Origin of the sequence: Kordiimonas pumila (assembly GCF_015240255.1) — a bacterium.
Lineage (GTDB): Bacteria > Pseudomonadota > Alphaproteobacteria > Sphingomonadales > Kordiimonadaceae > Kordiimonas > Kordiimonas pumila.
This window is the reverse complement of record NZ_CP061205.1, coordinates 2,110,952-2,137,368: the sequence shown is the minus strand read 5'-3', so window position 1 is coordinate 2,137,368 and position 26,417 is coordinate 2,110,952. Positions and strand designations below refer to the sequence as shown.

22 protein-coding genes and 2 tRNA genes are annotated in these 26,417 nt (G+C 46.8%); 10 read left to right on the top strand and 14 right to left on the bottom strand.

Annotation, left to right across the window (positions count from 1 at the left end; genetic code table 11):
• Positions 1 to 10: 10 nt before the first annotated feature.
• The 8 genes from ICL80_RS09230 to nhaB all read right to left on the bottom strand — a co-directional run bounded on the left by ICL80_RS09230 (position 11) and on the right by nhaB (position 8,819).
• Positions 11 to 2,914, bottom strand: a complete 2,904-nt coding sequence (locus tag ICL80_RS09230; protein ID WP_194211626.1) for a TonB-dependent receptor — start codon at positions 2,912 to 2,914, stop codon at positions 11 to 13.
• 167 nt (positions 2,915 to 3,081) lie between these two features.
• Entirely contained in the window at positions 3,082 to 5,022 is a 1,941-nt protein-coding gene (locus tag ICL80_RS09225) for a M10 family metallopeptidase (protein ID WP_194211624.1), read from the bottom strand.
• Positions 5,023 to 5,162: 140 nt separating this feature from the next.
• Positions 5,163 to 5,239, bottom strand: a tRNA-Arg gene (locus ICL80_RS09220).
• A 172-nt stretch (positions 5,240 to 5,411) separates the two neighbouring features.
• Positions 5,412 to 5,488: transfer RNA gene (locus tag ICL80_RS09215), tRNA-Pro, on the bottom strand.
• A 123-nt stretch (positions 5,489 to 5,611) separates the two neighbouring features.
• On the bottom strand, positions 5,612 to 6,055 hold the full coding sequence (locus ICL80_RS09210) for a PaaI family thioesterase (RefSeq protein ID WP_194211622.1): 444 nt from the start codon (positions 6,053 to 6,055) through the stop codon (positions 5,612 to 5,614).
• Complete coding sequence (locus ICL80_RS09205) at positions 6,052 to 6,543, bottom strand: DUF192 domain-containing protein (RefSeq protein ID WP_194211620.1); 492 nt, start codon at positions 6,541 to 6,543, stop codon at positions 6,052 to 6,054. The genes ICL80_RS09210 and ICL80_RS09205 overlap by 4 nt, the downstream gene beginning before the upstream one ends.
• 3 nt (positions 6,544 to 6,546) lie before the next feature.
• Positions 6,547 to 7,098 carry a cold-shock protein gene (locus tag ICL80_RS09200; protein ID WP_228073373.1) on the bottom strand — a complete coding sequence of 184 codons (552 nt, stop codon included), beginning with the start codon at positions 7,096 to 7,098 and terminating at the stop codon, positions 6,547 to 6,549.
• 122 nt (positions 7,099 to 7,220) lie between these two features.
• Positions 7,221 to 8,819, bottom strand: coding sequence for a sodium/proton antiporter NhaB (gene nhaB / locus ICL80_RS09195; RefSeq protein WP_194211618.1), 1,599 nt, complete (start codon positions 8,817 to 8,819; stop codon positions 7,221 to 7,223).
• Positions 8,820 to 9,019: 200 nt separating this feature from the next.
• Between nhaB and ICL80_RS09190 the strand changes: the two genes are divergently transcribed.
• Both ICL80_RS09190 and ICL80_RS09185 read left to right on the top strand, forming a co-directional pair.
• Positions 9,020 to 9,982 carry an XdhC family protein gene (locus tag ICL80_RS09190; RefSeq protein ID WP_194211608.1) on the top strand — a complete coding sequence of 321 codons (963 nt, stop codon included), beginning with the start codon at positions 9,020 to 9,022 and terminating at the stop codon, positions 9,980 to 9,982.
• Positions 9,972 to 10,571 (top strand): nucleotidyltransferase family protein, encoded by a 600-nt coding sequence (locus ICL80_RS09185; RefSeq protein WP_194211605.1) that lies wholly within the window; start codon positions 9,972 to 9,974, stop codon positions 10,569 to 10,571. Before ICL80_RS09190 ends, ICL80_RS09185 begins: the two co-directional genes overlap by 11 nt.
• Here the strand turns inward: ICL80_RS09185 and ICL80_RS09180 are convergent.
• Positions 10,561 to 11,112 (bottom strand): regulatory protein RecX, encoded by a 552-nt coding sequence (locus ICL80_RS09180; RefSeq protein WP_194211603.1) that lies wholly within the window; start codon positions 11,110 to 11,112, stop codon positions 10,561 to 10,563. The two genes, ICL80_RS09185 and ICL80_RS09180, sit on opposite strands and share 11 nt — an antisense overlap.
• Positions 11,112 to 12,308, bottom strand: a complete 1,197-nt coding sequence (locus ICL80_RS09175; protein ID WP_194211601.1) for an aminotransferase class V-fold PLP-dependent enzyme — start codon at positions 12,306 to 12,308, stop codon at positions 11,112 to 11,114. The genes ICL80_RS09180 and ICL80_RS09175 overlap by 1 nt, the downstream gene beginning before the upstream one ends.
• Before the next feature lie 276 nt (positions 12,309 to 12,584).
• Here ICL80_RS09175 and ICL80_RS09170 point away from each other — a divergent pair, with 276 nt between their 5' ends.
• The 4 genes from ICL80_RS09170 to spt all read left to right on the top strand — a co-directional run bounded on the left by ICL80_RS09170 (position 12,585) and on the right by spt (position 16,804).
• Positions 12,585 to 14,333 (top strand): fatty acyl-AMP ligase, encoded by a 1,749-nt coding sequence (locus ICL80_RS09170; RefSeq protein ID WP_194211599.1) that lies wholly within the window; start codon positions 12,585 to 12,587, stop codon positions 14,331 to 14,333.
• 1 nt (position 14,334) lies between these two features.
• Positions 14,335 to 15,288, top strand: a complete 954-nt coding sequence (locus ICL80_RS09165) for an NAD-dependent epimerase/dehydratase family protein (RefSeq protein ID WP_194211598.1) — start codon at positions 14,335 to 14,337, stop codon at positions 15,286 to 15,288.
• Positions 15,289 to 15,354: 66 nt separating this feature from the next.
• The gene (locus ICL80_RS09160) at positions 15,355 to 15,603 is read left to right on the top strand and encodes an acyl carrier protein (protein ID WP_194211596.1); all 249 of its coding nucleotides are present in this window, start codon (positions 15,355 to 15,357) and stop codon (positions 15,601 to 15,603) included.
• Positions 15,604 to 15,607: 4 nt separating this feature from the next.
• Positions 15,608 to 16,804 (top strand): serine palmitoyltransferase, encoded by a 1,197-nt coding sequence (gene spt, locus ICL80_RS09155; protein ID WP_194211594.1) that lies wholly within the window; start codon positions 15,608 to 15,610, stop codon positions 16,802 to 16,804.
• Between the two features lie 47 nt (positions 16,805 to 16,851).
• Here spt and ICL80_RS09150 read toward each other — a convergent pair whose 3' ends face one another.
• From ICL80_RS09150 to ICL80_RS09140, 3 genes are all read right to left on the bottom strand, one after another.
• Entirely contained in the window at positions 16,852 to 17,781 is a 930-nt protein-coding gene (locus ICL80_RS09150; RefSeq protein ID WP_194211592.1) for a hypothetical protein, read from the bottom strand.
• Between the two features lie 7 nt (positions 17,782 to 17,788).
• Positions 17,789 to 18,787, bottom strand: a complete 999-nt coding sequence (locus ICL80_RS09145) for a diacylglycerol kinase family protein (protein WP_194211590.1) — start codon at positions 18,785 to 18,787, stop codon at positions 17,789 to 17,791.
• Positions 18,788 to 18,884: 97 nt separating this feature from the next.
• The gene (locus tag ICL80_RS09140; RefSeq protein ID WP_194211589.1) at positions 18,885 to 19,460 is read right to left on the bottom strand and encodes a DUF2141 domain-containing protein; all 576 of its coding nucleotides are present in this window, start codon (positions 19,458 to 19,460) and stop codon (positions 18,885 to 18,887) included.
• Positions 19,461 to 19,642: 182 nt separating this feature from the next.
• Here ICL80_RS09140 and lptF point away from each other — a divergent pair, with 182 nt between their 5' ends.
• The 4 genes from lptF (at position 19,643) to ICL80_RS09120 (ending at position 24,737) form a co-directional block, all read left to right on the top strand.
• Positions 19,643 to 20,836, top strand: a complete 1,194-nt coding sequence (gene lptF, locus ICL80_RS09135; RefSeq protein ID WP_194211588.1) for an LPS export ABC transporter permease LptF — start codon at positions 19,643 to 19,645, stop codon at positions 20,834 to 20,836.
• Positions 20,833 to 21,990, top strand: a complete 1,158-nt coding sequence (gene lptG, locus ICL80_RS09130; RefSeq protein ID WP_194211587.1) for an LPS export ABC transporter permease LptG — start codon at positions 20,833 to 20,835, stop codon at positions 21,988 to 21,990. The genes lptF and lptG overlap by 4 nt, the downstream gene beginning before the upstream one ends.
• Complete coding sequence (locus ICL80_RS09125; RefSeq protein WP_194211586.1) at positions 21,983 to 23,521, top strand: lipopolysaccharide biosynthesis protein; 1,539 nt, start codon at positions 21,983 to 21,985, stop codon at positions 23,519 to 23,521. Before lptG ends, ICL80_RS09125 begins: the two co-directional genes overlap by 8 nt.
• A gap of 82 nt (positions 23,522 to 23,603) precedes the next feature.
• Positions 23,604 to 24,737: a GNAT family N-acetyltransferase gene (locus ICL80_RS09120; RefSeq protein WP_194211585.1), complete on the top strand. Its 1,134-nt coding sequence runs from the start codon at positions 23,604 to 23,606 to the stop codon at positions 24,735 to 24,737.
• Here ICL80_RS09120 and ICL80_RS09115 read toward each other — a convergent pair.
• Positions 24,734 to 26,395, bottom strand: a complete 1,662-nt coding sequence (locus ICL80_RS09115) for a SulP family inorganic anion transporter (RefSeq protein WP_194211584.1) — start codon at positions 26,393 to 26,395, stop codon at positions 24,734 to 24,736. The genes ICL80_RS09120 and ICL80_RS09115 overlap by 4 nt on opposite strands.
• Between the last annotated feature and the right edge of the window lie 22 nt (positions 26,396 to 26,417).

Sequence of the window (26,417 nt, the reverse complement as noted above, 5' to 3'; positions counted from 1 at the left end):
TTGTCCAATACTAGAACTTAACTTTCACACCCATGTTAGCAGTCCAGTCATACTGCTCATGCTGCATAAGATAATCACCATCTTCAGTACGGTGTACTGCGCGGAACGGCTCATCATTTGCGTTTGAAACTTCACCGTACAGCTTCACGTTTTCAAGAATGTCGTATGAAGCAGAGAAGTCCCACTGTGTATGGCTTAGGGCATACCTATCACCAAAACCAGCTGCATTTAGTTCATCAAGATATGCATCACGGTATGTCATTGCTGCACGAAGGGTAATAGGGCCCTTTTCATAGCCTAGCACAAGATTAGCAACGTGTTTTGATGTTTTAGGGAGCGCAATCTCACGGATTTCGTCACCCAGATCAACAGTGGCATTGCTATCTACGTAAGTATAGTTCACGCCGACAATCAAACCATTCAGAAGCCCCGGCAGGAATGTAAGGGCTTGCTGATAGTTAACTTCTATCCCTTTGATCGTGGCTTTATCGCCGTTATATGGGCGCACAACTTCGTTAAAGAACACACCGTTTACTGTCACATCCTCAACCGTGCGATCGATAACAAAATTACTGATATCTTTATAAAAAGCCCCAACAGACAGTACCGCATCGTTATTTGGATACCATTCAACACTCACATCAAAGTTATGAGCTGTCATCGGTACAAGATTTTCGTTACCGATAGTGCCTTCGGTTGTGCGTACAATTTCACCGCCGTCCAGTTCTTCTTCAAACTCGATCTCGCCAGTTGGTACAACATCATCGATATTAGGGCGAACAACCGAACGGAAGTATGCTGCCCGCAGAACCAAATCTTCCCTTGCTTCATAGCGCAGGTTCAAACTTGGTAGCCAGTGACTGTAATCTTGTGCGCCAGATACTTCCGTTACACTTGATATATCATCCGTTTCCGGGTCACCGTCACCATCAAGTACCGGATCGCCGTTACCATCCACAACAACCACTTCGCCAACCTGAACAAAGTTACTGGTTGTTTTAAAGTCTGTATATTCATAGCGAACACCACCAGTAATCCGTAGTCCCCCCATGTCTATGCGGCCCATGATATAAGATGCATAAATATCTTCCTCAGCATCATAATCAACAGCTTTGGAACCTATAAGTGTGTCCAGTTCGTTTAACTCGAAAGAAGACCGGTTAGCCGCGTAATAGTCGCGCAGAGCAACGCCGTCTATACCACCATTACCAAGAGCAAGGTCAATTGGGTAGTCAATCGCAGTAGAGAAATCATTAAGTGTTACATCACCCAAATCACCATCGTACGCCAAAAAGGTATTATCACGGAATTTATCGCGGAGACGCGCCTTCGCACCCCACTTGATCAAAACAGGGTTATCACCCCAGTACATATCCTTTGCAATATCCAGCTTGAAAGCGATCTGCTCATCTTCTGTAATATTGTCAGAATATTCAAAAGAATCGACTTCATAGTTTGACAGGTCTTGCAAAGCAGCCAAGTCATCAGAATTTTTGAATATTGAACGGGGGAACAACAGGTTCGTGAAATCAACACCACTATTGAAGTCTTCTCCCGCGAAAGAAGTATCTAACCTGTCAGGCTCAGCTTCTTGTGCTTTTGCATAGCTGATAGAATATGTTGCTGTGAAGCTATCAAACCGAGTTTCGCCGCCACCAGAAATAGAAAGTATTTTCTGTGTCTCTATACGATCTTTCAGGTCGCGGTCGGCTTCGATACCATCAACATATACGTAACCACCATCAACATCCGAACGATCAAGGTCAAACTCGCCTTCATCAAACTTCATCTCCATACGGTTACGAAGCTCTGAATCTTTAAAATCGGAATAAAGTGTACGCAGATAAAGATCCGTACTATCTGATGGGCGGTAATCAAGGTTTAAAGCAGCCCCAAAACGCTTACGCTCCACAACATAATCACGCAGTTCCAACTCTTCAGGGATCAGGCCATTGATTTCCTGATCTTCATCATCTTCGTCAATCCAACCGCCATCAATTTCTTTATTATCGGTACCAAATTTACGGTCATAGTAACTAATAGAACCCGCAACAGCAAACTTGTCACTAAACTTGTTCGCAATAGTGAGGCCTACTTTGGGGCTCCACTCTTCCTGCTGCCTGTTATAGCCGCCCTCAATTTTTGCTTTTACAAAAAGCCCATCACGGTCAAAACCAGAAAGGGTTTTAATATCTACGTTACCACCAATGGCATCGGCATCCATATCTGGCGTCAATGATTTGGTAACTTCTACGGTTTCCAAAAGCTCTGAAGGTATTACATCAAGAGCCACTTTACGGTCGCCGCCCTCAGGTGATGGCAAGCGCACACCGCCAACAGATGAGCTGCTAAGGTTCGGGTCAAGGCCCCGAATAACAACATAGCGACCTTCGCCTTGGTCATTCTCTACTGAAAGGCCAACAATTCGGCGTACAGCCTCTGATACGTTTTGGTCTGGGAAGTTACCTGCAGAGTCAGCCGACAAAAAGTTCGAAACATTGTCTGCTGCGCGCTGTTTTGACAGCGAGCTATTTAGTGATCCACGAAGACCTTTCACGACAATAATTTCATCAACATCTGCGTGCGCGCCGTATGCAACATCAAGCCTTGCGCCGGCTTCTGTCACTGTAACTGTGCGCGTAATTGGGTCTGAACCAATATAGTTGATAATAACAGTGTAATCGCCAGCCGGAATGCCACTAAAATAGAAGCTACCGTCTGCTGCGGTTGATGTGCGACGGTTCAACTCCTGAATGCGCACCAGAGCACCTTCCAGCGCTAACGAATCCGCCGTATCTGATACACGACCAGATAGGTCTGCTGCATTTGCAGCACCAGTTAAAAGAATAGCGCCCGTACTAGCTGTTGCCAGAATGGATCGACGTAATGATTTTGTAAATTTATATAAGGGCATGATGTCTCTCTGAGCGTATGATTTTTCGTTCACCGCATTCGCTGCGATGGCCCTCAAAGACGCTCAAAGTGTTACAGTTGTGTGTAAGTAAGATTAATTTATCATGTAGGCACAAAAAAGCCCCAGTAAACTGAGGCTTTTCAAGGCTTTGATATTATTATACTCAATCATAAAACATAAGTAATACCGTCCAGATCACTTACTGAAAACCCATAAAGGGTGAGGCTATCGCCGCCGCCAAGGTCAATAACCACATTACTGCCGCTGTTTGTTGCCGCCGCCTGCACATCTGCAGCATTGATAAAGTCTGTTACCGTTGATGACAGATCCAAAATATCGCTAGCTTCACTAAAGTCTGTGATAATATCGTCGCCGTGACCAGCCTCAAAGATAAAGGTATCTGCCCCGGCTCCTCCCGTGAAGCGGTCGTTGCCACCACCGCCCCAAAGGGTATCGTTACCACTACCACCGTCTACAGTGTCGTTACCAGCACCAGAGAATAGATTATCGTTACCGGAACCACCGGAAATTGTATCATTACCGGCACCAGTATAAATTTCATCATTCCCACTACCGCCGTCTACACTATCTCGTCCATCCTGTTTACCGCCGTATAGAGTATCGTTACCACCTGCTGCGTAAAGGGTATCATTACCCAAGCCACCGCCAAGGGCATCACTGCCCGCTGCACCATATACAAGATCATCACCCGCACCTGCCCAGATGGCATCCTGCCCTGTGCCTGAAGTTATTTCCTCACCAGCATTAAATATGCCGTTATCATTAACGGCGCTGTCATCCCAGCCACCACCAATCAGCGTATCATTACCGTCACCACCAAAAATATCGTCGCTGCCATCATCAGTTGATGACGATGAAGCACCCGCATAATGCTCACTATTGCCGTCATCAAAACCACCACCTATCAGGAAATCATCACCTGCCCCACCGCCGAGTGTGTCATTCCCGGCGCCGCCCGACCCAAAATCATCACCAGCATCGCCGGTTCCTGCCCATACTGCATCATCCCCGGCCCCACCATATGAAATATCATCGCCAGCATTACCGCGCAGAACATCATCACCTGCTCCACCCGAAAGAATATCATCCCCAGCATTGCCAATGAGTAAATTTGCTACATCATTACCCTGAAGAGTATCATCGCCGCTCGCGCCGTATGCCTGTTCAATTACGGTATCATCTGCAATATAAACAGTCTGGCTATCGTAGAAATAACCTGAACCATCCCAGTATTCTATGGTAGTCCCAACATTGCTCCATGAACCCGGTGTAAGGTTCAAATACACATCGGTTGAACCACTACTTACCCCGAAGCTATCCGTCCCACTATAGTCCCACACGGTCATGTAATAGCGTTCTGAAAGGCTAAAGTCATAAGTGTCGGCGCTGGCTGTGGTGACCGTATCAACCCCGTAGGCTGCCTGCAGGGCCAATATGTCAAAATACATGTAAGTTTGCGGCCACAAATCAGCCCATTGAGCCTCAGGAAAACGCCCGGAGACATCATAGCTCATTACCGTATAATCCACACCCTCATATTCGCTACTAATAGCTGGAAAATCACCATCTTCTTCAAAAGAGTGCTTCAAGCCAAGTGCATGACCAAGTTCATGCAAAAGGGTGTGTGCAAAATCAATGTCGTCTTCATCGCTATTGTCGGCCTGAAGCCAGATATCACTGGAAACATAGTTGTTCCCAGGCAAATAAGCCCATGCAACAGATTCCTCGTCTGGCTCACTTGTCCATGCCAACCTTATCGTACCAGCAAGTTCCCCCTCATCTTCCACTTCAACGAGGTCAAGGTTGGTAAAGGCTTCAATCTGCTCGGTAATGCCGACAAACAAGCTTTGGGTATAGGCAGAAACACCCGTTAGGTTATAATAGGGTTCTGCATCACTTTCACCGTACCCCCTTATGGGCGACGATGAATATAAGCTATCTGCTGAAGGGAAGCTAAAACTCAGGGTGTAGTGACCATCCTCATCTGGGGCATAAGACCGGCCATATAGCAAGGCATCAACGTCATCGTTGCCTGTTGGACCGTAAGATACCGTTTGTACAGTTTGTTCATACCCTGTTGTCAGCATAAGGATGTATTCCGTTGGTTATTGCCACTTACTAATAAATGTATGACATTTGCACCATATAGCCAGCACAAATCATAACCGCCTATTCTTGCAAACAACAAGTTAATACCGGATGAATATAAATATAAAATATAACTAGGTGGTGACCCCGGCAGGACTCGAACCTGCAACCGTCTGATTAGAAGTCAGGTGCTCTATCCAGTTGAGCTACGGGGCCTTCTTATATGGAACGAGCGGCACCCTATAGCAGGTTGCACACAAAGAAAAGTCAGAAATCATCTTTTTAAAGAGTGTTCAATATTAAAAGAAAATATTCTGAAAACTTGGGTAGCAAACAGGGGCCAAAATAAAACAGGATGAAACGATTAGTCATCTCTGTTTTTGAATCATGGTCGGGGAGACAAGATTCGAACTTGCGACCCCCTGTACCCAAAACAGGTGCGCTACCAGGCTGCGCCACTCCCCGACGCGCTGATCGATATAGTTATAGGGCCTCTCTGACGCAAGAGAAAAATGACATAAAAGCGCAAAAAAGTTTTAAACCGCTCTAAAACGAAGGCTCAACAACAAACCCGCAAACCCTTTTATTTTAGGCTCTTTTACGCATGAGCTTAAATAAGCCACTTATCGAGGCAATTTCACGGCCTTCGCAGCGCACCATTCCCTGAATGGCGACGAGTCCCTCGTCGCACATTTCCGCTCGAGCTTCGCCCTCTAGCCAGTCACCAATAAAAGCAGCATGCACAAAATCAGTCACCAGACGCACTGTTACAAAAGGAGGGTCGCCAACATCCATAACAGCCCGGGATGCAACAATGTCCGCAAACGTCATGATCATACCACCATGACAATTACCCCCAACATTGGCATGTTTTTGGGTTACTCGGAATCCTCGACGCCAACCAGCTTCATCGCTTTTTTCAAACATTGGGCCATTTAACCATCCAAACTCAGAGTTTGACAGAATCGGCTCAAAGCCAGCAGGTGGATTAGCCTCTACTATCATTGCTGGTGTAGCCCTACGTGCCGTCACTGGCTGTCCTTACCCTTAATAAGGTTACCAAGCAACACATGCCGCACAATATCGCCTGCAGACAGCCCAAGTTTAGCAGAGTGCCCCCCTGCAATTTCAAGAACCGCTTTTGCTGGTGCTTCCGATCGCCGTGGCGTTTCTGTCTCTGGCTCAGCATTTTCAATAATATTGATAATAGTGCCATCCGATTTCAGAAAAATAATATCAAGAGGAATCAAAGTATTACGCATCCAGAAACTACGCATGTCTGTATCAGGGAAAATAAAAAGCATGCCCTGATCAGAGCCTAACTCGGTTCGATACATCAATCCTTGTATGCGTTGGCTATTCGAAAGTGCAAGCTCAACAGTAAAGTGATGCACTTCATGCTGATTAGCTGTTTCAATTGTCAGCGAACTTGCACTCTCCGAGAGCGCCGCAGCAGAAGAGGAGCCAGCCCAAATCAGCAGCGCTATTACTGCAATCTTATGAAAAATTATAGTTCGCATACTTTAAGCGTCGCCAGGCAGTGCTATCTGCGCAACAAGTGGGCCACGTTCGCCCGTTCCAATGCGTACACGCACATGCTGAGACGGCTCAAGATCAGTAAGACCCGCTCGCCTTAAGGTCTCTATGTGAACAAAGATATCTTGCATTCCCTCACCTCGGGACACAAAGCCATACCCTTTGGTTCGGTTAAACCATTTAACCTGAACATCTTCAAAATCACTCGACACCTCAACATCCATACCTGGATGTGAGAAAGAAGACCGGCCGATATCTTCAGGTGCTACTGCCGTAGAAAGATCAAGGGATTGTACCCGTGTAGCCTGCCTGCCCCGGTCACGACCAACTGCATTACAAACAACCGTTGTACCTTCAGGGACTGACCGCCTGCCTATCTCACGTAGCACTGAAAAATGCAGCAGAACGTCTCCGTCGCCATCGTCTGGTACAATAAAGCCGTACCCCTTGACAGCATCAAACCACTTCACCTTTCCGGTAAGCATATCACCCAGTTCTTCGGTGCTAGCTTCCGGACTAGCAAACGAATTGCTGTCCATACCATACCCCCTTTTACACATTAACAGTCGTTAACAAAGCGATGCTAATACCAAAAAGAAACACCCGCAACTATTTTCGTTGCGGGTGCCTATTGTCCAACCCTTTGTTTAGGGGGAGTTTTTTAATGGCTTGGCCCCATGATATCACTGATATCCTTCTGGGAGTGGTGTGTAATCAACCCAGTATCGTACATATGCTGGGTAACAGGCACGAGCCAAACAGCAACAGCTATGTAGCCTACAATAGACATTGCTATCGTGTAGGGCAGCGCCATAACCACCATACGCATATAGCTAAGGCGAATAAGGGGCGCTAACGCTGATGTCAGTAAAAATAGGAATGCAGCCTGACCATTAGGTGTTGCAACCGACGGAATATTTGTTCCGGTATTAATAGCAACAGCCATCAAATCAAACGTATCCCGGTCAATGCCGCCATTCTCAACACCGGCGATAAGTGCTTTTGCTACTTCGCTAATATAAACGGTTGCCACAAAAACATTATCTGAAATAGCGGATAACACACCATTCGCAACATAGAAGGCAGTAATCTGGTTATGGCCTTCAAGGCTGAGAACAAAATCAATGATTGGCTTGAACAAAGCCAAGTCATTGATAACGCCTACAACAGCAAAAAACACCACAAGAAGTGCGGTGAAAGGCAATGCCTCTTCAAAAGCGTGACCAATCTGGTGTTCTTCTGTAATACCCGTGAATGCTGTTGTTAAAACAATCACAGAAAGGCCGATCAGACCAACAGGTGCCAAATGGAACATCAAGCCAATAATAAGCCATATTCCCACAATACCCTGTGCGATCAACGCAGCATTATCAGAGGCTGTTCTGCGCTTAGTTTGATAGATGTCATAATCTTTCAAAATATTCAGAACCTTTGGCGGTATTTTCCCGCCGTAGCCAAACAAGCCTGTCACTTCAACAAATACGCAAACCAGTAACCCTGTGAAGAAAACAGGTATCGTTACGGGCGACATACGCAAGAAAAACTCAATAAACTGCCAATGTGCACGCTCACCGATCATGAGGTTTTGAGGTTCGCCCACAATTGTCATAACACCACCTAGTGCCGTACCCACCGCAGCATGCATCATCAGACTTCTTAGGAAAGCACGAAAGCCATCAAGGTCTTCCTCGTTTAGCTTTTCCAGTTTTCCGTCATCCAGATGGTCATGATCGTGGTGAAAATCTTTACCCGAAGCCACTTTGTGGTAGATCGAGTAAAAGCCAACAGAAATTGAAATCACTACAGCGGTTACTGTCAACGCATCCAGAAAAGCAGACAAAAACGCAGCAGCAAATGAGAAGAGAAGCGAAAGCGCAATCTTGCTACGAACGTTCACCAGAAGCTTTGTGAACACAAATAGCAGCAGGTTTTTCATGAAATAAATACCAGCCACCATAAAAACCAGCAGAAGGATAACTTCAAGACCGGCTTCGATTTCGTGCTTTACGGTTGCCGGAGATGTCATCCCTATAAAGACAGCCTCAAGCGCCAAAAGGCCCCCAGGCTGCAAAGGATAACATTTCAAGGCCATCGCAAGCGTAAAAATAAACTCAAGGATTAAAACCCACCCTGCAGCGTAAGGGTCTACATAAAAATATAAAATTGGGTTTAAGATTAAAAATCCCAGAATGGTCATCTTGTACCATTCTGCAGAATTGCCAAGGAAGTTTCTCCCTGCAGGCTTCGCAAAAAGCGACATATGAATTCCCTCATAACTTATTAGCCAACACTAGGCACTATAGGATATGCTTGTACTGATGCAAATACGGCAAATCAAGGCAAACTGGATAAAATCAGTACATAAAAAAACTGTCCTATTAAATAAGTCAACTGATCTGCTTGCAGCCCCCTATTTCTGCCACTAGGGTGGCCGCACATCAACTTGAAGACGGTAAACCTATGAATGAAGAACTAAGAATCGCTAAAAAGTGGCTTACAGAAGGGTCCCGCGTTATCCTCGCCGTGGTTGCCAAAACATGGGGCTCTGCCCCCCGGCAAACGGGCAGCCTTATGGTGGTTCATGAACACGGTCATTTTTCAGGCTCTGTATCTGGCGGCTGTGTAGAAGGTGCCGTTATTGCAGAAGCACAAGCTCTTTCATCGACACTTGCGGATAGCACCGCATCTTACTGTAAAACGCTGAATTACAAAGTGGGCCCAGATGAAGCTTGGCAAGTCGGGCTCGCCTGCGGCGGTGAGATAAGGATAATTCTGTTTTCACTTCGCGCCGATAATATTGCCGCTATAGAAGAGAGCTTACATAAAACAGGTACAGCACGCGAAAAGTGCACCTTACGCTTAATCAAGCAAAGCGGTGATGCAGTTTGCCTTTCCAATGTAGCAGAATCTGCGGTGACAGAAACAGACACCCATATTGACTTAACCCTAAGTCCCAAGCAAAGGCTTTATATCACTGGCGCAGTACACATTGCTGAAACACTGGCACCACTCGCTGGGCAATGTGGTTTTGATGTTACCGTCATTGACCCACGTGGTATGTTTACGGAAAACCACGGCTACGGCGGCGTGACAGTTGTCTGTGACTGGCCAGATGAATATTTTAGCGCCAACCCTCTAGACAGTGAATGCGCGCTTGTAACCTTAACCCATGACCCCAAAATTGATGATGCCGCCCTCATAATGGCGCTGGAAAGCAATGTTTTTTATATTGGCTCACTTGGCAGCAAAAAAACACAGGCCACACGCATATCACGGCTTAAAGCTCAAGAAATACCCGACACTAGCCTAGCCCGCATTCACGGCCCAGTTGGTTTGAATATCGGGGCAAAAAGCCCACAGGAAATAGCAGTTTCTATTATGGCTGAAATAATAGCAGTTAAACGAGGCACAGATGCCAAATAAGACGGCGGCAGCCCTTATTCTTGCGGCAGGTCTCTCTTCTCGCTCAGGCACACAGAATAAACTGCTAGCTAAACAAAACGGCAAAACCGTTCTTGAAACAACACTTGATGGGGTTAGAGCATCGATAATTTCCCATATTTATATTGTAACAGGCCATATGGAAAGCCCCTTAGAAAGCCTTACACCTGCCGATGTGCACATTATAAAAAATCATACCTATAAAGATGGTATAGGCACAAGTATTGCGGCAGGTATTAAAGCCCTACCACCGTACATAAGCCTCGTATTTATATGCCTCGCAGATATGCCTTTTGTAAAAGAAAGCACCTATAAAGCGCTTTTAATAGCGGCTCACAAAACAGCCAGCAAAGATATTTTTATACCAACATATAAGGGTAAACGTGGCAATCCTGTTTTATGGCGCCAAAGCCAATTTCATGAACTTGCGCTGTTGAACGCTGATATAGGTGGAAGAAGTATCATTCTAAACCATGAAGACACCATCGCTGAAGTTCCTGTTATTGATCAAGGTATTCTAATTGACCTAGATACACCAGAAGCCCTAAACCAATACCGGTTTACGGAATAAGAGCTAACAAATCATCAACGCTACTATCCATAACCTGTTTAATAAGCGCATACGGGAAACCAGCGCGCATCATGGCTGCCTTCTCTTTCTCAATTTTTTCCGGTGGGGTGTCTGGGCGGCGAAAGGGGCCAAAACGGCGCCGTCTTGCATAGCATGCCGCTGCTGCCATATCTGGGTTCACCCCCTCCTCTTTCTGTGCTTCATCCAAGACAGCCTTTACAATATGTGCAGGCACACCTTTGTAGTGCAAATCCTGCGCTATCATGCGAAGTGGTTTCCCCTTTAATTGCAGCCCTCTGAAACGTTGGCGAGCATAAAAATTGTCATCCACATACCCCAAACGCACGCATTTAGCGGCAACCGCTACAATCCATTGCATCTGCTCAGGTGATGGCGGGGCGCTGTCTTCGTTGCGCCTGCGCACTTTACGAGCCAAAACCGCCTTTAGGTTTGCCTCTGTGCTACTGAAACGCCCCAAATAATGCAGAGCGGCACGCTCAAGGTAGCCCTCCGTTACTTTTTTTGCAGGCTTTTGCTCCACTACATATCCTCAAGAACAGTCAAGAAACGGTCATAATCATCTTGATTATTATAATAATGTGGTGACACACGCACAGCGCTATCAATCCCTCGCGCTTCAAGGTCCAGCCTTGTATGCACAACACTGGCAATCTGTACCGCTATATTCTGTTGTTCCATATGCTTCTTGATTTCTGCAGCCGTATAGCCGGTTTTATTAAATGTAATAATAGCTGCTTCAGCAGCACTTGGGCATTCAATCCTGACGCCTTTAATACCCCTAAGCTGTTGACGCAAACTACGACCCAGATGCAAGGTTTGCCCTGTCGTTCTATTCACCCCAAGGCTCTGCATATATTCAACAGCAGCCCCAAGGCCTAAAATATTTACCGCACTGCGTTCCCAAGCTTCAAAAACTCTGGCATCAGACCTCAATTTATAGGTGTTGTGGCTATCCCATGCTGCACCTTGGTTTGTCATAACAACAGGGTTCATACCCTCTCGTGCACGGCTGTTCATGTATAAAAAGCCTACACCTCGCGGTCCTCTTAAAAACTTGCGGCCCGTTGCTGTCGCAATATCACAGCCAATATCTTTAACGTTCACAGGTATTTGGCCAATAGACTGACAGGTATCGAGTAAAAATAAAACATTATGCTGTCGCGCAATAGCGCCAACTTCATAAGCAGGCAATATAGCCCCGCTTGATGAAGGAATATGGGTCAAACTTATAAGTTTCGTGCTCTCATCAATCAGGCTCTCCAAATGATCAATATTAACACCCCCATCCACTGTTGCTTCTGCGACACGAATTTTGATGCCATCGTTTTTTTGACGATGCAAAAAAGCAACATAATTACTGCAATACTCGCCCGGCGATGTGATCACCGTATCACCCGCACTCATGGGAATACTATAAAATGCTTTTGTCCATGCATCCACGGCGCTTGTCGTTAATGCAACATCATCAACAGAACACTCTATTAAAGTCGATATACTCGCATAAACAGATTCCAGTGCGCCCAACTGTTGCTCTTGCGCCACATATCCACCGAATTGCGCCTCTAGGTTCAATTGGGCAATTTGAGCTGTAATAACCGGTTTAGGCATAAGGGATGAGCCACAATTATCCAGATGCACACGCCCTCCAGCTCCTTGTGTATCCTGCCTTAATTGCATAATCTCTTCATGTGTAAAATAAGGGACTTCAAGTGTCATTTTTTAGCCGCAATCCATGCTTAATCAATCAACTTATATAATGAATATACCAAAATTCTCTTGCGAAATTTGGCAACAAACGGTAATCCAGCCGTAATATTCAGGCGTTTTAACGTATAACTGAACAGGCTATGTATAATCGATGCAAGCGATTTATAGTCTTTAGTGTATGATACGCCTAGTTTAAAGAATGCAAAGCCTACACTTTTAATGTGTGGGCTTAGGGTTGTTGTTTTTATAAGGTCCGGCTACTCTATAATAAGTACTGGGACAAATATGGTTGAAGCGGACGCAATGACTGTAGTTACACCTACACACGATCCAGGGCTACCTCGGCGGTTTTCGGATTTTGATACACTTGTTGACGCCATCGAGTATGCCGCACAGGGTAAACGCGGTGCAAATTTCTTCAATGCAAAGGGCGACGTTGTCGAAGTCCTTTCTTGGAAAGAAGCACGTGATCGCGCTATCGCCATTGGCAAAAAGCTTGTTGGCCTTGGATTCAAGAAGGGCGACAGGATTGCCTTAATCGCAGAAACCAGTGCAAACTTTGTGTGCTTTTTCATGGGCTGCCAGTACGCAAGCGTGCTGCCTGTCCCCCTCCCTTTACCAACATCTTTTGGTGGCAAAGAGGGTTATGTATCTCAGTTGCAAATGCAAATGGAGAGCTGTGCAGCAAATGGCATAATGGCGCCTGACTTTATGGCCGACATTATTGCTGAAGCTACCAGTGGTCTGAATCTGGTGTTTAGCGGCTCTATGGAAGACTATATGCAAGCTGAAGACGGCGCAGAACTTCTATACCCTTCGCCTGATGACCTTGCCTATTTGCAGTATTCTTCTGGCAGTACACGGTTCCCACACGGTGTCGCTGTTACGCATAGGTCTTTGCTATCCAATACCCACGGTATGGGTAAATACGGCGTAGAGCTTATCGAGAGTGACCGCTGTGTTTCATGGCTACCCTTTTACCATGATATGGGTCTTGTTGGCACACTTCTTACAACAATCACCTGTCAGGTATCTGTTGACTTTATACCAACAGAAGAATTTGCGCGTCGCCCCTTAAGTTGGTTACGGGTCATTACAGCAAATAAGGGCACTCTGACATATAGCCCTACATTCGGCTTTGATATATGCACACGCCGTGCAGCAATGCGAACAACTGCGATGGAAGGCTTGGACCTGTCAAGCGTTCGTATTGCAGGCATTGGTGCTGAAATGATCCGCCCTGATGTTATGCGGAAGTTCCATGAAACTTTCGAGGCAATTGGCTTTTCCGACAAAGCTTTTCTCCCGAGCTACGGCCTTGCGGAATGCACCCTTGGTGTTAGCTTTGGTAAAGTTGGCAAAGGCATTGAGATCGACCTTGTTGAAGAAGCCCTTTTAACGGGTGACCGCCATGTGCTTGTTAACGGCGTTGCAGGTAGCCGTGTCCGTGAAGTTGTCAACTGTGGTACACCACTACCTGAATATGAGATTGAAATCCGCAACGAAGATGATCACGCATTACCAACTGGTCAAGTAGGCCGTGTGCATTTGCGCGGCACGTCTGTTATGCGGGAATATTTCAATGACCCAGAGACAACACGTGCCGTGCTTAGCCCAGAAGGCTGGCTAGACACTGGCGACATGGGCTACATGAAAAACGGTGATATTTTCATTGTCGGCCGAGCTAAAGACATGATCATTGTGAATGGTAAAAACCATTGGCCACAAGATATTGAATGGGCAGCAGAGCAAATTGACGGTGTTAAAACAGGTGATGTTGCCGCTATTTCCATTCCGGGTGATAATGCTGAAGAAGTGCCGCTCATACTGGCACAGTGCAGGCTTTCTGATCCGGCAGACCGCGCTAAACTTGTGGAAGAAATGAAACGTCAGGTGCAAAACTCCACGGGCGTAAACTGCCTTATTGAACTTGTTTCTCCCAAATCACTACCCAGAACCTCATCAGGAAAACTAAGTAGGACGAAAGCTAGAATCCAGTACCTAGCAGGAAACCTGCAAGCCGTGGCCAGTTAACATGCCATCAGAAAAAGGCAGTCCAACTGGTCAAGTTATCGCACTGACCGGCGCTACCGGCTTTCTGGGTGGTCATGTGCTTAATGCCTTGGTTACCGCGGGCTATCAGATAAAAGCCCTTACCCGCAAGCGCCAACCCAGTACTCCCAATGTCGAATGGGTTCACGGTGCACTGTCAGAACAGGAAAGCCTCCTTAACCTCTGCGAAGGTGCGGATGTCCTTATCCATCTGGCGGGCCTCACCAAAGCCTTAAACCGTGATGCCTTTTTTGATGTGAATGTCGCAGGAAGCCTGTCGCTCTTTGACTGTGCAGCCGCACAAAACATAAAGCAGGTTATTCATATTTCCAGCCTCGCGGCACGAGAACCACGGTTATCCCATTACGGTGCGAGCAAAGCTGGCACTGAATTGTTATTAACAGCACGAAAATGGCCTTTTTCTTGGACTATTTTACGACCACCAGCCATATACGGCCCAGGCGACAAAGAAATACTCAAGCTTTTAAAGGCAACAAAGTTTGGTATTTTACCGGCACCTGGCAATAAAAATAACCGATTTTCCATGATTCATGCAGCTGACTTGGCCGCCGCAATCGTTGCACTGATTGAAGAACCGCACAGAGCCCAAATTTTGGAAATAGATGATGGGAAATCACGCGGGTACCAGCTTAAAGATGTGGCAGAGGCTCTAACTTTTGATGGTAAAAAAACACCAAAAGTATTTTCGTTACCCTTTGCCATCCTCGGCACAGTAGGCGTCATCAACGGCATGATGGCAAACGCAATCCACCGCCCTGCCATGCTCACACTTTCCACCGCACGCTATTTGTGCCATCCTGATTGGACAGTAAGACAACAGCTGCTACCAAAGCTTAAATTGTGGAAGCCACACTTTGATCTTAAAGCTGGGTTAAGCAACACTATTGACTGGTACAAAAAAAACGGGCTTTTATGAAAAGCTTTCTACCGATATAAGACGACTAAAGACAACGTAACCTCATAATAGAAGGCACGCGGATATATGGCTAACGCCCAAACACTAGAAACAATCTACCAGCTTATTGCTCCCCTCAACAAAAAAGGGATTGAGCTTTCTCCAAAAACCACATTTGCATCAAACCTTGAGCTTGATAGCCTGACTGTGATGGACCTAGTCGCCGAGATCGAAGACGAATTCGACATTATCCTGCCGCTTAATATTCTTCCTGATTTGGAAACTATTGAACATGTGGCCGACGCTGTAGAAAAAATCGTCAACAAAGGCAGCTAATACTATGGACTTACTGGATAAATTTGATTCAATTGTTGCCTTGCGCACATCCTTGCCATTTGAAAAAGCCGATCCCTTTAAAGTAGTTATGGATGAAATTCTCTCCGAAACTGAAGCCGTCATTAATGGGCGCAGAACTATCCTTGCTGGCACTAATAACTATATGGGCATGACATTTCATGAAGATGCCCTCGCTGCTGGTAAAGAGGCACTTGAAAAGTTTGGTACAGGCACCACAGGATCTCGTGTTCTTAATGGCACATATGGTGGCCATAAGCTCTTAGAGGAAACCCTTGCCGACTTTTACGGCATGGAACACTGCATGGTGTTTTCAACAGGCTACCAAGCTAATTTGGGCATGATCTCTGCCCTTGGCGGCAAAGATGACTTCATTATTATCGATGCTGATAGCCATGCATCCATCTATGATGGCTGCTCCATGAGCAATGCCACTATAGTGCGCTTCAAACACAATGATGTTGATCACATGGAACGGCGTTTGAAACGCTTACCTGCTGATGCCGGAAAACTTGTTGTTGTTGAAGGTATCTACTCAATGCTGGGGGACACAGCCCCCTTAAAAGAAATGCTTGAAGTAGCTAAAAAATATGGCTGCATGACCCTAGTGGATGAAGCTCATTCTATGGGCTTTTGTGGCCCTAATGGCCGCGGGGTAGCTGAAGCACTAGGGGTGGAACACCTTGCTGACTTTATCGTCGGCACCTTCTCTAAATCAGTTGGCACCATCGGTGGGTTTGCCGTATCAAACCACCCGAAGTTTGACGTCCTTCGGTTTGTATCACGCCCTTATATTTTTACAGCAAGCCTGCCACCAAGTGTGGTGGCTACGGCTACAGCATCTATTAAGGCTATCAAGAATAACGGCAACCGCCGTGCTCACCTTTGGGAAAATGCCCGCCGCCTGCATGCAGGTTTGAAAAAAGCAGGCTTTAACTTAGCAACGGCAGAAGCAGAAAGCCCTATTATTGCGGTACATTTACCTGACCCTATGATTGGTACACGCTTTTGGGAACAACTGCTTATGGAAGGCGTTTATGCCAACATGGCAGCCCCGCCAGCAACGCCCTCCGGTGTCTTTTTAATGCGTGTCAGCGTTTGTGCACAGCACACTGCAGAGCAAATAGACGAAATAATTGCCCGCTTTATACGAACGGCAAAAATTATCAATATGGACTTTTAATCACAGATTTTTAAAACCACAAAGAAGCCAGCATTTTCGCTGGCTTTTTACTTGAAGGCACCTTTTTTTCGAAGCCTCCAGAACAACGTAACCCCAGCAAGTACCGGGTGTTTGCGCATCCAGTCTGTAACTTCTATCTCAACGCCAGAATGACGTTTAATTTTCCATGCCAGATAATCAATTCCACCATCAAAAGTCATAGATGCTTTTATAAGACGCAGAAAACTAACAATCTTGCCATTCCAGCGCCGAAGCGCCCATATGACTTGTGCCTTCAAAGCAGCTATCCGACTTGGCTGCTTTACTTGCGGTCCAAGCCCCAGAGCATCAAACGCAACTGGGGTAAGCATATCATAACGCTCTTGATCCAGCAGATATATCTCCAGTCCTTTACCTTTACGTTCCGAGCGCAATTCAGCAGCATATGTCTGCTCGAATGCCGCGACCCACATATCACGCGAGACACGTAATGTGGGCTTTAATTTCAGTATGTTTGAAAGCATTGTTATCACTGCATCAGCAACATAGCCTTCAATTACAGACCGGGTATTGGCATCCGTTGCTTGCAGCAAATAACATGGTTGGCAGAAACGCGCCCAAACCGATACATTCAGGCATTCTGAGCTAACTCTAAAACCCAAATCATGAAGCGATAAAACAGCGTATTTCGACCGAACCTTAATACCGCAAGCGTCCATTTCATGATAAAATACATTTGGAGGAAGCATTTTGTTGGCAATTGCTAACCAACGTTTTTTATAGGCCGCCTTGTAGCTATCAACAATGACATAAAAATCCAGAACCTTATCTTCAATTTCACCAGTTCTAAGGCAAGATCCATAAAACAAAACTCCAACCACAGCATCACCATAATTTGAAGCAATATCAGCAGCTGCCAACATAACTGGTTCAGGCACTGAGCGCTGCCATTCATGATGAATAAAGTTCACCACAGCCGCATGTGTTGAAGTGGGCATGATTGTCCTATTTTAGTGAAATAAAGGTAAGAGCCGTGCTTCCCCGCAGCGTTATTGGTATACCTGCAATCGGATGATAAATTTCGCCGTCAAGCGTAACAGGGTCTGTGCCCTCTATTCTAATCTCGTTGCTACGCCTTACATGGCTACCATGAATAGTTTTGGTGCCAAAACTACCTGTCACCAAGCCTTTAAAGGCCCTAAAAAGGTTACCACTTCCTGATTCAATAGCAGAGAAGCCCAAGCCACCGACGCCCTCTTTTCCATAAGGCCGCAACCCTAATAAAAGCTTATCAAGTGTAGTCGCCACAACAGAAGCATACTGACCAGCCATTCTACCACTACCAGGGATGCTAATCGTCATTGGGTCAGAGACCAGAAGATTTTTTTCACGGCCAAAACCAATTGCCGACACCAGAAGCTTTGTGAAAGACACAAAGTGCGCAAGCGTATTTGGCAACCCCATGGAATAGGCATTCTCACGGCACCAAAAAATACCCTTAACAACACCCGCTGTTCCAAAAAAAGTTCCAACGCGAGGCAATTCCCCGTCACCTAAATCCATTTCAATAACGCTTCTTGTCGTCAAGTGCTCAGGTATCCGTCCTTCTTTTGCCAGCAGCAAAAGCTTTTTCAAGACCCGAATAGGCCGGCCTTTAAAGCCTAAATCAGAAGCCGTCATATTAGTTTTACCGCCAGGCATAAAGGCAATCGGCGGAATGACTTTGAAAGGGTTTTTATGCACAATAGAGGCAAGGACCGCCCCGATAGTACCATCACCGCCATTAATAATTAGCATTGCAGGGTTGGCTTTACCAAACAAGCTTAGGGCTTCGTCAACAGTTTCTATGCCGTTCAGCTCAAAGTGAACAACATTTGCACTTTCATTAAGAAGCTTGCGAATGGCGTGCATGCCACCAGCGTTTGTCGTACTCAATGGATTAGAGACAATTGCCACCAGCGGTACAACAGCACCCGATTTCAGGTTTGTTTTATCCAGCTGCATGCAATTCAGCTCCGGTTACACAGATATCAGGGCAAATCCCTACATGACAAATTAATGACGCGGCACTACATAACCGGGTTTTGATCTTTTTTCAACACTAACGGCGTTTTAGTTTACGGCGCTTTTCCTGTTTTTCATCTGATCCAAAAATATATTTCAACTCAACTGTCATTTTGCTAATGCCTTCAACAACAGTAAACATCACATCTTCACCGTCAGGGGCTGCCAATTTTAGCTTGGGATTATTTGAAAAACCAAAGCCTTCGCTGAAAAAGTCAGCCTTACCATTCGCGTTTCTGTCATGCATCACGACTAAAGCAAACTGGCCAACACTAGGAAAAGGCACACATACTTCCTGTTCCCCTTCAGACGTTACCGGGACATCCACTCGGACCAGTTTTTTACCTTTCTCCAAAAAATCATCAGGGTTCGGCCCATAAACCTGAGCGCGCAGATTCCCCTCAACATCTTTAATATTTTCTACTCGCACCAAAACAGCCGGCCCAGCAGCGTTCTTGGAACAATCCCCTTCAGCAACATGAACAGGGTCAGACTTAATTTCCTGTTCATCTAGAATTTCCTGACTTTTAATATCAAAAGACCATCCTGACTGGGAACTGAATACAAAGGTTGCGATTAATAGCAACACCCTGTAGTAAAATTTACAATACATTCAGTACTCCCGGCTATAAAACGCCTGCAAGATTTATACAGCAAATGCAACCTGATGGTGGCGAAATTATGTCCCATATGACCTTAAATCATGTATAACACAACATGCATTTGCCGTGTTTGGCGCCACAATGAGCTAAAAAGACACTTGAATCAATCCTGTAACCGGTGTAGCGCCAACATATGTTTACAAAAATAGACCGATATCTCTTGCGTCAGGTAATGATGCCTTTGTTGTCTACCTTAGGCGTAGCGGCTCTATTGTTGATTCTTGAGAAAATGCTCAAGTTGTTTGATTTTGTCGTTAATCAAGGCGGACCCGCGAACATTGTCTTTCAAATGCTGGCAAACCTAACGCCGCACTATTTAGGCCTTGCTCTGCCTGTTGGGTTATTACTGGGCATTTTACTCGCATTCCGAAAAATATCACTATCAAGTGAATTTGATGCCATAACATCGTCGGGTATTGGCCTGATGCGGTTGATGCGCCCTCTTTTATTGTTGGCCATGTTCCTTGCCGTTATTAACACTATTCTTGTCGGCTGGGTTCAGCCCTATAGCCGCTATACATATAGAGGTTTGGTCTTCGACCTAAGAAGCGGTGCCCTTGGTGCCAGCATCCGTGTTGGGGAGTTTATCGACCTTGGTGACGACATCACCTTGCTTGTTGAAGAATCCCATAAAAAAGGTGCTGAACTGCACGGTATTTTCATGGAACGGCGCAATGAACGTGGCAGCATGGCAATAACCGCCGAACGAGGTGGTTTTTATGCGACAGGGGACGATCAAACCATTCTGTTACGCCTTTATAACGGTAGACTTGTAGATTTAAACGAACGACAAAACAAACCACGTGTCTTAAGCTTTGATCGACAAGATCTTAAAATTCACCTTCCCGCACGCGATAGTTTTCGCGAACGCGGCGGGGAAGAGCTTGAGCTAACCTTGCCCGAATTATATGTGGAGCGAAATAACCCTCTCCAGTCAGCAGAAATGCGCGCTGCCTTTAATGGTAATTTCCATTGGCGCCTAATGCATAGCTTATCCTTTTTTGTTATTCCTTTTCTGGCAGTACCTATGGGTATTACCAATAAGAGAACAGGCCGGGGAACGGGCATAGTGATAGGCCTGTCACTCTTGATTGTTTACAACGAATTTATGGAAGCAATGGAAACCGCCGTCCATCATGGTGCCTCGCCTTACTCGTCTATATGGCTTCTGTTTGCTGGGTTTGCAGGCCTTAGTTTCTTCTTTTTCCATATTGCTGCATTCAGAGCAGGCGGGGAACCGCTCGCCCTTATTGACAGCATATGGGGAGCTATCAGTGGGCCCATTAAAAAGCTTAGTAAAAAAATCATGGGGATGGATGATTTATGACCCTTATCCGTCAAATAAGACGTCTATTTTTCCCGTCCCGTACCATCGCTCGCTATATGGTGAAAATGTACCTTGGCCGCTTTCTGGGCATGCTCATTGGCCTCACTGCAGTTTTGCAATTCCTCGACCTGCTCGCCACCTCCGATGATATCATGAAGGCAGACGGTGCCACATGGACCTCGCTTGTCTCATACGTAAGCCTCAGAGCCCCGCAGTTAATCTCACAGTTTTCACCGTTCACTGCATTGCTGGCAACACTTCTCACCTTGGCGACACTCAACCAGCACAGCGAAGTTATTATTATGAAAGCGAGCGGGCTATCTGCACACCGTATTTTGCTACCTCTGGGCCTTGCCTCCCTTATTGTTGCCCTGTGCCATTTTGCCTTTAATGAAACAATTGTCGTCAAAGGCAATGCTGCGCTCGATTACTGGCAAGATAATAACTACGCCGTTGACCTTCCCCCCAGCACCGCGCTTTCTGGTCGCGTCTGGGTTAAGGAAGATAATAATATTATTATGGCACAGGCTGTAAGCCGCCACGGCGAACGCCTTGTACTCGATAAAGTATTTATCTTCGAGCGCGACCAAAACCGCAAACTCACTGCCATGGTTAGCGCTGATTTTGCATGGTATCAGGACCGTGTGTGGACCTTGCACGAAGTGCGCAGGTTTAATGCAGACTCCCACGAACTAACAATACACCCCACCATGACATGGGATATCAAAAGCCAGCCAGACCGTTTTCTGGCCCTTACAGTAAAAGCTGACCATGTTTCTTTTGTTGGGTTGTGGCGATCCATGAACCGGCTGAAGCAAGAAGGCCTGCCAACAGACAGGCTGATGTCGAGCTTTTTGCAAAAATTTGCAGGCCCGGCCTCAACCCTACTGATGCCTTTGCTTGCCGCTGTTGCAGCCTTTGGCATTCAGCGCGCTGGCAATCTTGCTGTCCGGCTGGTGTTTGGCATGGCCTTAGGCTTTAGCTTTTTTGTCGCTGACAATTTCATGCTGGCGATGGGAGAATTTGGCGTTGCACCACCATTTCTAGCATCATGGGCGCCGTTCTTCTTATTCCTGCTGGTTGGATACTCGGTCATCTTTCATACCGAAGAAGGCACCCGTCCAAGAGGAAAGCATCACGCCTCCCATGACTGACCCCCTAAACAGCGCCCCCCTTAAAAGCCACGAAGAACGAATTGCAGGCGGCGCGGGCCTCGCTTTTGTCGGCCGCATGGGGGCGCTTATTGAAGTTGCTTCCGTTATTGCTTTTACATGGGCATACGGCGCAGCCACCTTTGGTCTCTATGCCGTACTCTGGAGCTATATAAAGGTCGCGACGGGTATAGCCGAGGCTGCAATGCCAACAGCCTTGCAGCGTTACATCCCAAAAGCAGGAGCAGATGCAGACAACATTACAGGCTTTGCCCTAAAAATAAGCTTTTTCTTTGGCTGCATTATTGCGCTGCCTATAACTCTTTTTGCCCCCTACCTTGCCGGTTTCATTAGTGCCGCTGATGCAGACGCTGAAAAGCTGGTCACTGTCATGCGCCTCTATGCATGGGTTTTGCCGTTCTGGACTGTGGTTGAGGTAGCAACCGCTGCTGTGAGAGCAACACGAAACTTTGGCCCTGAAATCAAGGTGCGTATTTTTTATGAACAGGGCATACGGCTTGTTGCAGCGATGGCGTTTGCAGCCCTTGGGCTTTTCACATACGGTCTTTTTCTGGCACACCTTCTCAGTGTTATTGCCGCCGCCATACTTGCGCTCAAACTTGTCGCAAAACATTATAACTTTAGAGCCATTATAAAAGCCCCACTGCAAGGCGAAACGCCAAAGGAAATATTAAAATACTGCTATGCGATTATGCCGGCAAACCTTATCAAGCGTCTGTTTAGTGAATTCCCTGTTATGTTCCTGAACTTCATGCTGCCGGGGGCACAAGGTGCTGCGGCTGGAGGTTATTATTCTGTCGCTCGGAAAATAGCCAGCGCCCTGCAAGCTGTTAGAATGACATTTGAATATGTTATGGCACCGTTAGCGGCAGAAAAGGAAGGCCACGGTGACCGCAAGGCACTTGATAGCATGTATGGCTATGCCACCCGGCTTTCTGTTACAATAGCGCTGCCCTTTGGCGCTGCCCTTATTTTGGCCCGGCATGATATTCTAGCTGCCATGCGCCCAGAATTCGAAGCCGCGACAGCCGCTATTGCCATTTTATGTGCAGGCCGTGTGTTTGAAGCAGCCACAGGCCCCTCGTCTTCCATCATTGAGATGCTGGGTCACCGCCTGTTACCACCCGCAAATGGTATGGCTGGCCTTATTGTGATGCTAGCCCTTGGCTTTCACCTCATTCCACTTTACGGCGTTACTGGCGCAGCAATCGCGGCAGCCTGCGGCCTAAACACCACAGCAGGCCTTAGCCTTATACAAGCCAAATTTCTCTTTGGCCTTACCCCTTATAATCGCCAAATGCTGCGCCCCATGGCAGCAGCCATATTGCTTTCGGGCATCTTGCTAGCGCTTGTGCCCTACAGCTTCCAGTGGCAACCACCTTACGGCATCGTTACAGCCCTTTTCCTGCTCCTTGTGGGCCTTGTTGGCATAATAAGATTTGGGCTAGCGCCTGAGGACGCAGCCGCCTTGGGCAAAATTGGCAAACGTAAAAAAACTAAAAAAACATCATGACCACAAGGCGTTTTATAACTTGCAAAATTTCTTGGCTTCGTTATCCAAGAGTACCAAAGAATAAACTGGGAAGGATACGCCCGTGGGCGAACTGACTATCAGGCAAATAACCGATAAAGATGATCTAAAACAATTCGTTCTGGTGACAGAAACGGTTTATAAAGATGATCCAAACTGGATTCAGCCCTTGATGATAGAACGCATGGACGTTCTACTTCCCGAAAACAACCCCTATTTCAAGCATGCTGATGTCGCCCTTTTTCTAGCAGAACGTGACGGCAAAGCCACTGGCCGAATTAGCGCACAAATCGATTCACTAGCGCAGGAAAAGTGGGGCCCTAATCTGGGGCATTTTGGCTTTTTTGAAGCAGCAGACCAGGAAACAGCCGGCCTCCTTCTGGAAACAGCAGAAAAATGGCTAAAAGAACGCGGCTGTGTTCGCATGCAAGGGCCTTGGTCTTTTTCTGCCAACATGGAAACCGGTACGCTTGTTAAAGGTTTTGATACCCCACCTTGCATACTCATGCCGCACGGCTTGCCCGCTTATGACAGTTGGATCAAGGAAAACGGCCTTGAAAAAGCAAAAGACATGTTTGCCTATTCGCTTGACCTGAACATCCCTCTGCCTGACCGTGCCAAACGCATTGTTAAAATGGCCCAGAAAAACCAGCGAGTAACCTTGCGGCCTATCGATATGAAAAAATATGACGCCGAGCTAAAGGTGATCATGGATATTTTCAACGAAGCATGGCAGGACAATTGGGGCTATGTGCAGTTTACTCAGGAAGAAGTAGACCATACAGCTAAAAGCCTAAAACAGATTGTAAAACCTTACCGCACTTATATCTGCGAGTATGACGATGTACCCGTTGCCTTTATGGTTACAATCCCTGATGTGAACCATAAAATCCGCGATTTGGGCGGTAAGCTATTGCCCTTCGGCATTTTCAAGCTTCTGTGGCGCATGCTGAATGGCCGTGAGGACCGCTGTCGCGTGCCACTGATGGGTGTGCGCAAAAAGTTCCAGCGCGGCCCTCTGGGCGCAGCTATGGCCATGTGGATGATAGATGAAAGCCGCAAGCATGTTGAAAAACGCGGCGCTTACTTCGGCGAACTTGGCTGGATTCTGGAAGACAATGACGGCATGCGCTCTATTCTAGAAGAAATCGGCTGCGTTATTTATAAAACCTACCGGGTGTATGAGAAAAAGATTTAAACGAGATCACATGCCCGCCTAACAGCATCCTCGTATCTGTCAATAAATAGAACATCCAGTGCAGTGGGGCGGATATCGGCCTTTTCCAGAATCTCTTTTGGCTGTGCTTGAAGCCCCGTAAAAATAATCACTGTGCCCTTAGTTTTATAATGCGCCACGAGGTTACCAATCACCCGCACCCCTGCCACATCCATATAAGGCACCAGCTTCATCCGCACAATCAGCACCTTTGGCGCTGTCACCATAGACTGAAACTTATCTGCTAACCTGTCAGCCATGCCAAAAAATATAGGCCCCATAAAACGGAACACTTCAACACCTTCAGGTAACGCGTCCCGCTGGTGAACATCCTCTGGTATCAAAGCCTCATCATCACGAATTTTTCGCCCCTGTACATGCAAGCTTTCAGATTTACTCATCTCATACAGGAACTGCAAAGATGCCAGTGTAACCCCCACCCCAATTGCAACCGTCAAATCAACCAGCACAGTTAAAAAGAAGGTCAGCAGTAAAATGAAACGGTCATTACTCGGCATTTTCAGAATATGCACAAAATGATGCACTTCGCTCATATTCCAGGCGACCACGAATAAAATAGCAGACAATACCGCAAGTGGAATAAAACCCATCACATCACTAGCCAGCACCACAAAAGCAAGTATGAAGGCCGCATGAAACATGCCTGCAATAGGGGTTTTTGCGCCCGATTTAATGTTCACAGCTGTCCGCGCAATTGCCCCTGTTGCGGGTAATCCTGCAAACAGAGCTGAGACAATGTTAGCAACGCCCTGCCCCACCAGTTCCTGTCCCGGCCTGTGCCGGTACCCTGTCATCCCGTCCGCCACCATAGCCGACAAAAGCGCCTCAATCCCAGCAAGGAAGGCAATCGTAAAAGCAGAGGGGATAATTTCCAAAAACTTTGCATAATCCCACGCGGGCAACTGCGGCGTGGGCAACCCCACCGCTATATTCGGGAAACGGTCCGCGATTGTTTCCACCGGCATATGAAAAGCATAAACCCCAAGGGACACAACCGCCACAGCCACCAAATTACCGGGAACAGACGGTGCCCATTTCCTGAACCCCAAAATAATGAAAAGGGCTGAAAGGCCAACAACAACAGCAACCATGCTCATGCTGGGAAAACCATGCACATAAGCAGCCCAGCGGCTCAAAAACTCAGCGGGCACAGCATCAAGTGAAAGGCCAAAAAAGTCCTGAACCTGCGACGAGGCAATAATGACAGCAATACCCGCCGTAAAACCAGTTACAACAGGGTACGGAATATACCGTATAACCTGTCCAAAACGGGCATAACCAGCCAATATCAAAATAAAACCGGCTAGTATTGTTGCCAACAAAAGACCGTCATAGCCATGCTCGGCAATCACATTAAACACAACCACAATGAAGGCCCCCGTTGGGCCACCAATCTGCACACGCGAGCCCCCGAGCAGGGAAATAAGGAACCCGGCCACAATCGCTGTCACTAGCCCCTTATCGGGCGAGGCACCGCTTGCAATCCCAATGGCCATGGCAAGCGGCAAGGCGACCACTGCAACGGTCAGGCCGGCTGTAAAATCCGCCCGCAAGTTTTGCATGCTGTACCCACCGCGCAGAAGCGTCCATAATTTGGGGGTAAAGTCTTGCGAAGCCATGTAAAGATCCATTTTATGCGCG

What these genes read in the sequence shown, in the direction of transcription:
- ICL80_RS09150 (WP_194211592.1), bottom strand. Translation starts at nt 17,781, where the DNA reads ATGCCCACTTCAACACATGCGGCTGTGGTGAACTTTATTCATCATGAA.
- lptF (WP_194211588.1), top strand. Translation starts at nt 19,643, where the DNA reads ATGTTTACAAAAATAGACCGATATCTCTTGCGTCAGGTAATGATGCCT.
- ICL80_RS09175 (WP_194211601.1), bottom strand. Translation starts at nt 12,308, where the DNA reads ATGACACTTGAAGTCCCTTATTTTACACATGAAGAGATTATGCAATTA.
- ICL80_RS09205 (WP_194211620.1), bottom strand. Translation starts at nt 6,543, where the DNA reads ATGCGAACTATAATTTTTCATAAGATTGCAGTAATAGCGCTGCTGATT.
- ICL80_RS09140 (WP_194211589.1), bottom strand. Translation starts at nt 19,460, where the DNA reads ATGTATTGTAAATTTTACTACAGGGTGTTGCTATTAATCGCAACCTTT.
- ICL80_RS09230 (WP_194211626.1), bottom strand. Translation starts at nt 2,914, where the DNA reads ATGCCCTTATATAAATTTACAAAATCATTACGTCGATCCATTCTGGCA.
- spt (WP_194211594.1), top strand. Translation starts at nt 15,608, where the DNA reads ATGGACTTACTGGATAAATTTGATTCAATTGTTGCCTTGCGCACATCC.
- ICL80_RS09125 (WP_194211586.1), top strand. Translation starts at nt 21,983, where the DNA reads ATGACTGACCCCCTAAACAGCGCCCCCCTTAAAAGCCACGAAGAACGA.
- ICL80_RS09115 (WP_194211584.1), bottom strand. Translation starts at nt 26,395, where the DNA reads ATGGCTTCGCAAGACTTTACCCCCAAATTATGGACGCTTCTGCGCGGT.
- nhaB (WP_194211618.1), bottom strand. Translation starts at nt 8,819, where the DNA reads ATGTCGCTTTTTGCGAAGCCTGCAGGGAGAAACTTCCTTGGCAATTCT.
- ICL80_RS09225 (WP_194211624.1), bottom strand. Translation starts at nt 5,022, where the DNA reads ATGCTGACAACAGGGTATGAACAAACTGTACAAACGGTATCTTACGGT.
- ICL80_RS09170 (WP_194211599.1), top strand. Translation starts at nt 12,585, where the DNA reads ATGGTTGAAGCGGACGCAATGACTGTAGTTACACCTACACACGATCCA.
- ICL80_RS09200 (WP_228073373.1), bottom strand. Translation starts at nt 7,098, where the DNA reads ATGGACAGCAATTCGTTTGCTAGTCCGGAAGCTAGCACCGAAGAACTG.
- lptG (WP_194211587.1), top strand. Translation starts at nt 20,833, where the DNA reads ATGACCCTTATCCGTCAAATAAGACGTCTATTTTTCCCGTCCCGTACC.
- ICL80_RS09165 (WP_194211598.1), top strand. Translation starts at nt 14,335, where the DNA reads ATGCCATCAGAAAAAGGCAGTCCAACTGGTCAAGTTATCGCACTGACC.
- ICL80_RS09145 (WP_194211590.1), bottom strand. Translation starts at nt 18,787, where the DNA reads ATGCAGCTGGATAAAACAAACCTGAAATCGGGTGCTGTTGTACCGCTG.
- ICL80_RS09190 (WP_194211608.1), top strand. Translation starts at nt 9,020, where the DNA reads ATGAATGAAGAACTAAGAATCGCTAAAAAGTGGCTTACAGAAGGGTCC.
- ICL80_RS09185 (WP_194211605.1), top strand. Translation starts at nt 9,972, where the DNA reads ATGCCAAATAAGACGGCGGCAGCCCTTATTCTTGCGGCAGGTCTCTCT.
- ICL80_RS09160 (WP_194211596.1), top strand. Translation starts at nt 15,355, where the DNA reads ATGGCTAACGCCCAAACACTAGAAACAATCTACCAGCTTATTGCTCCC.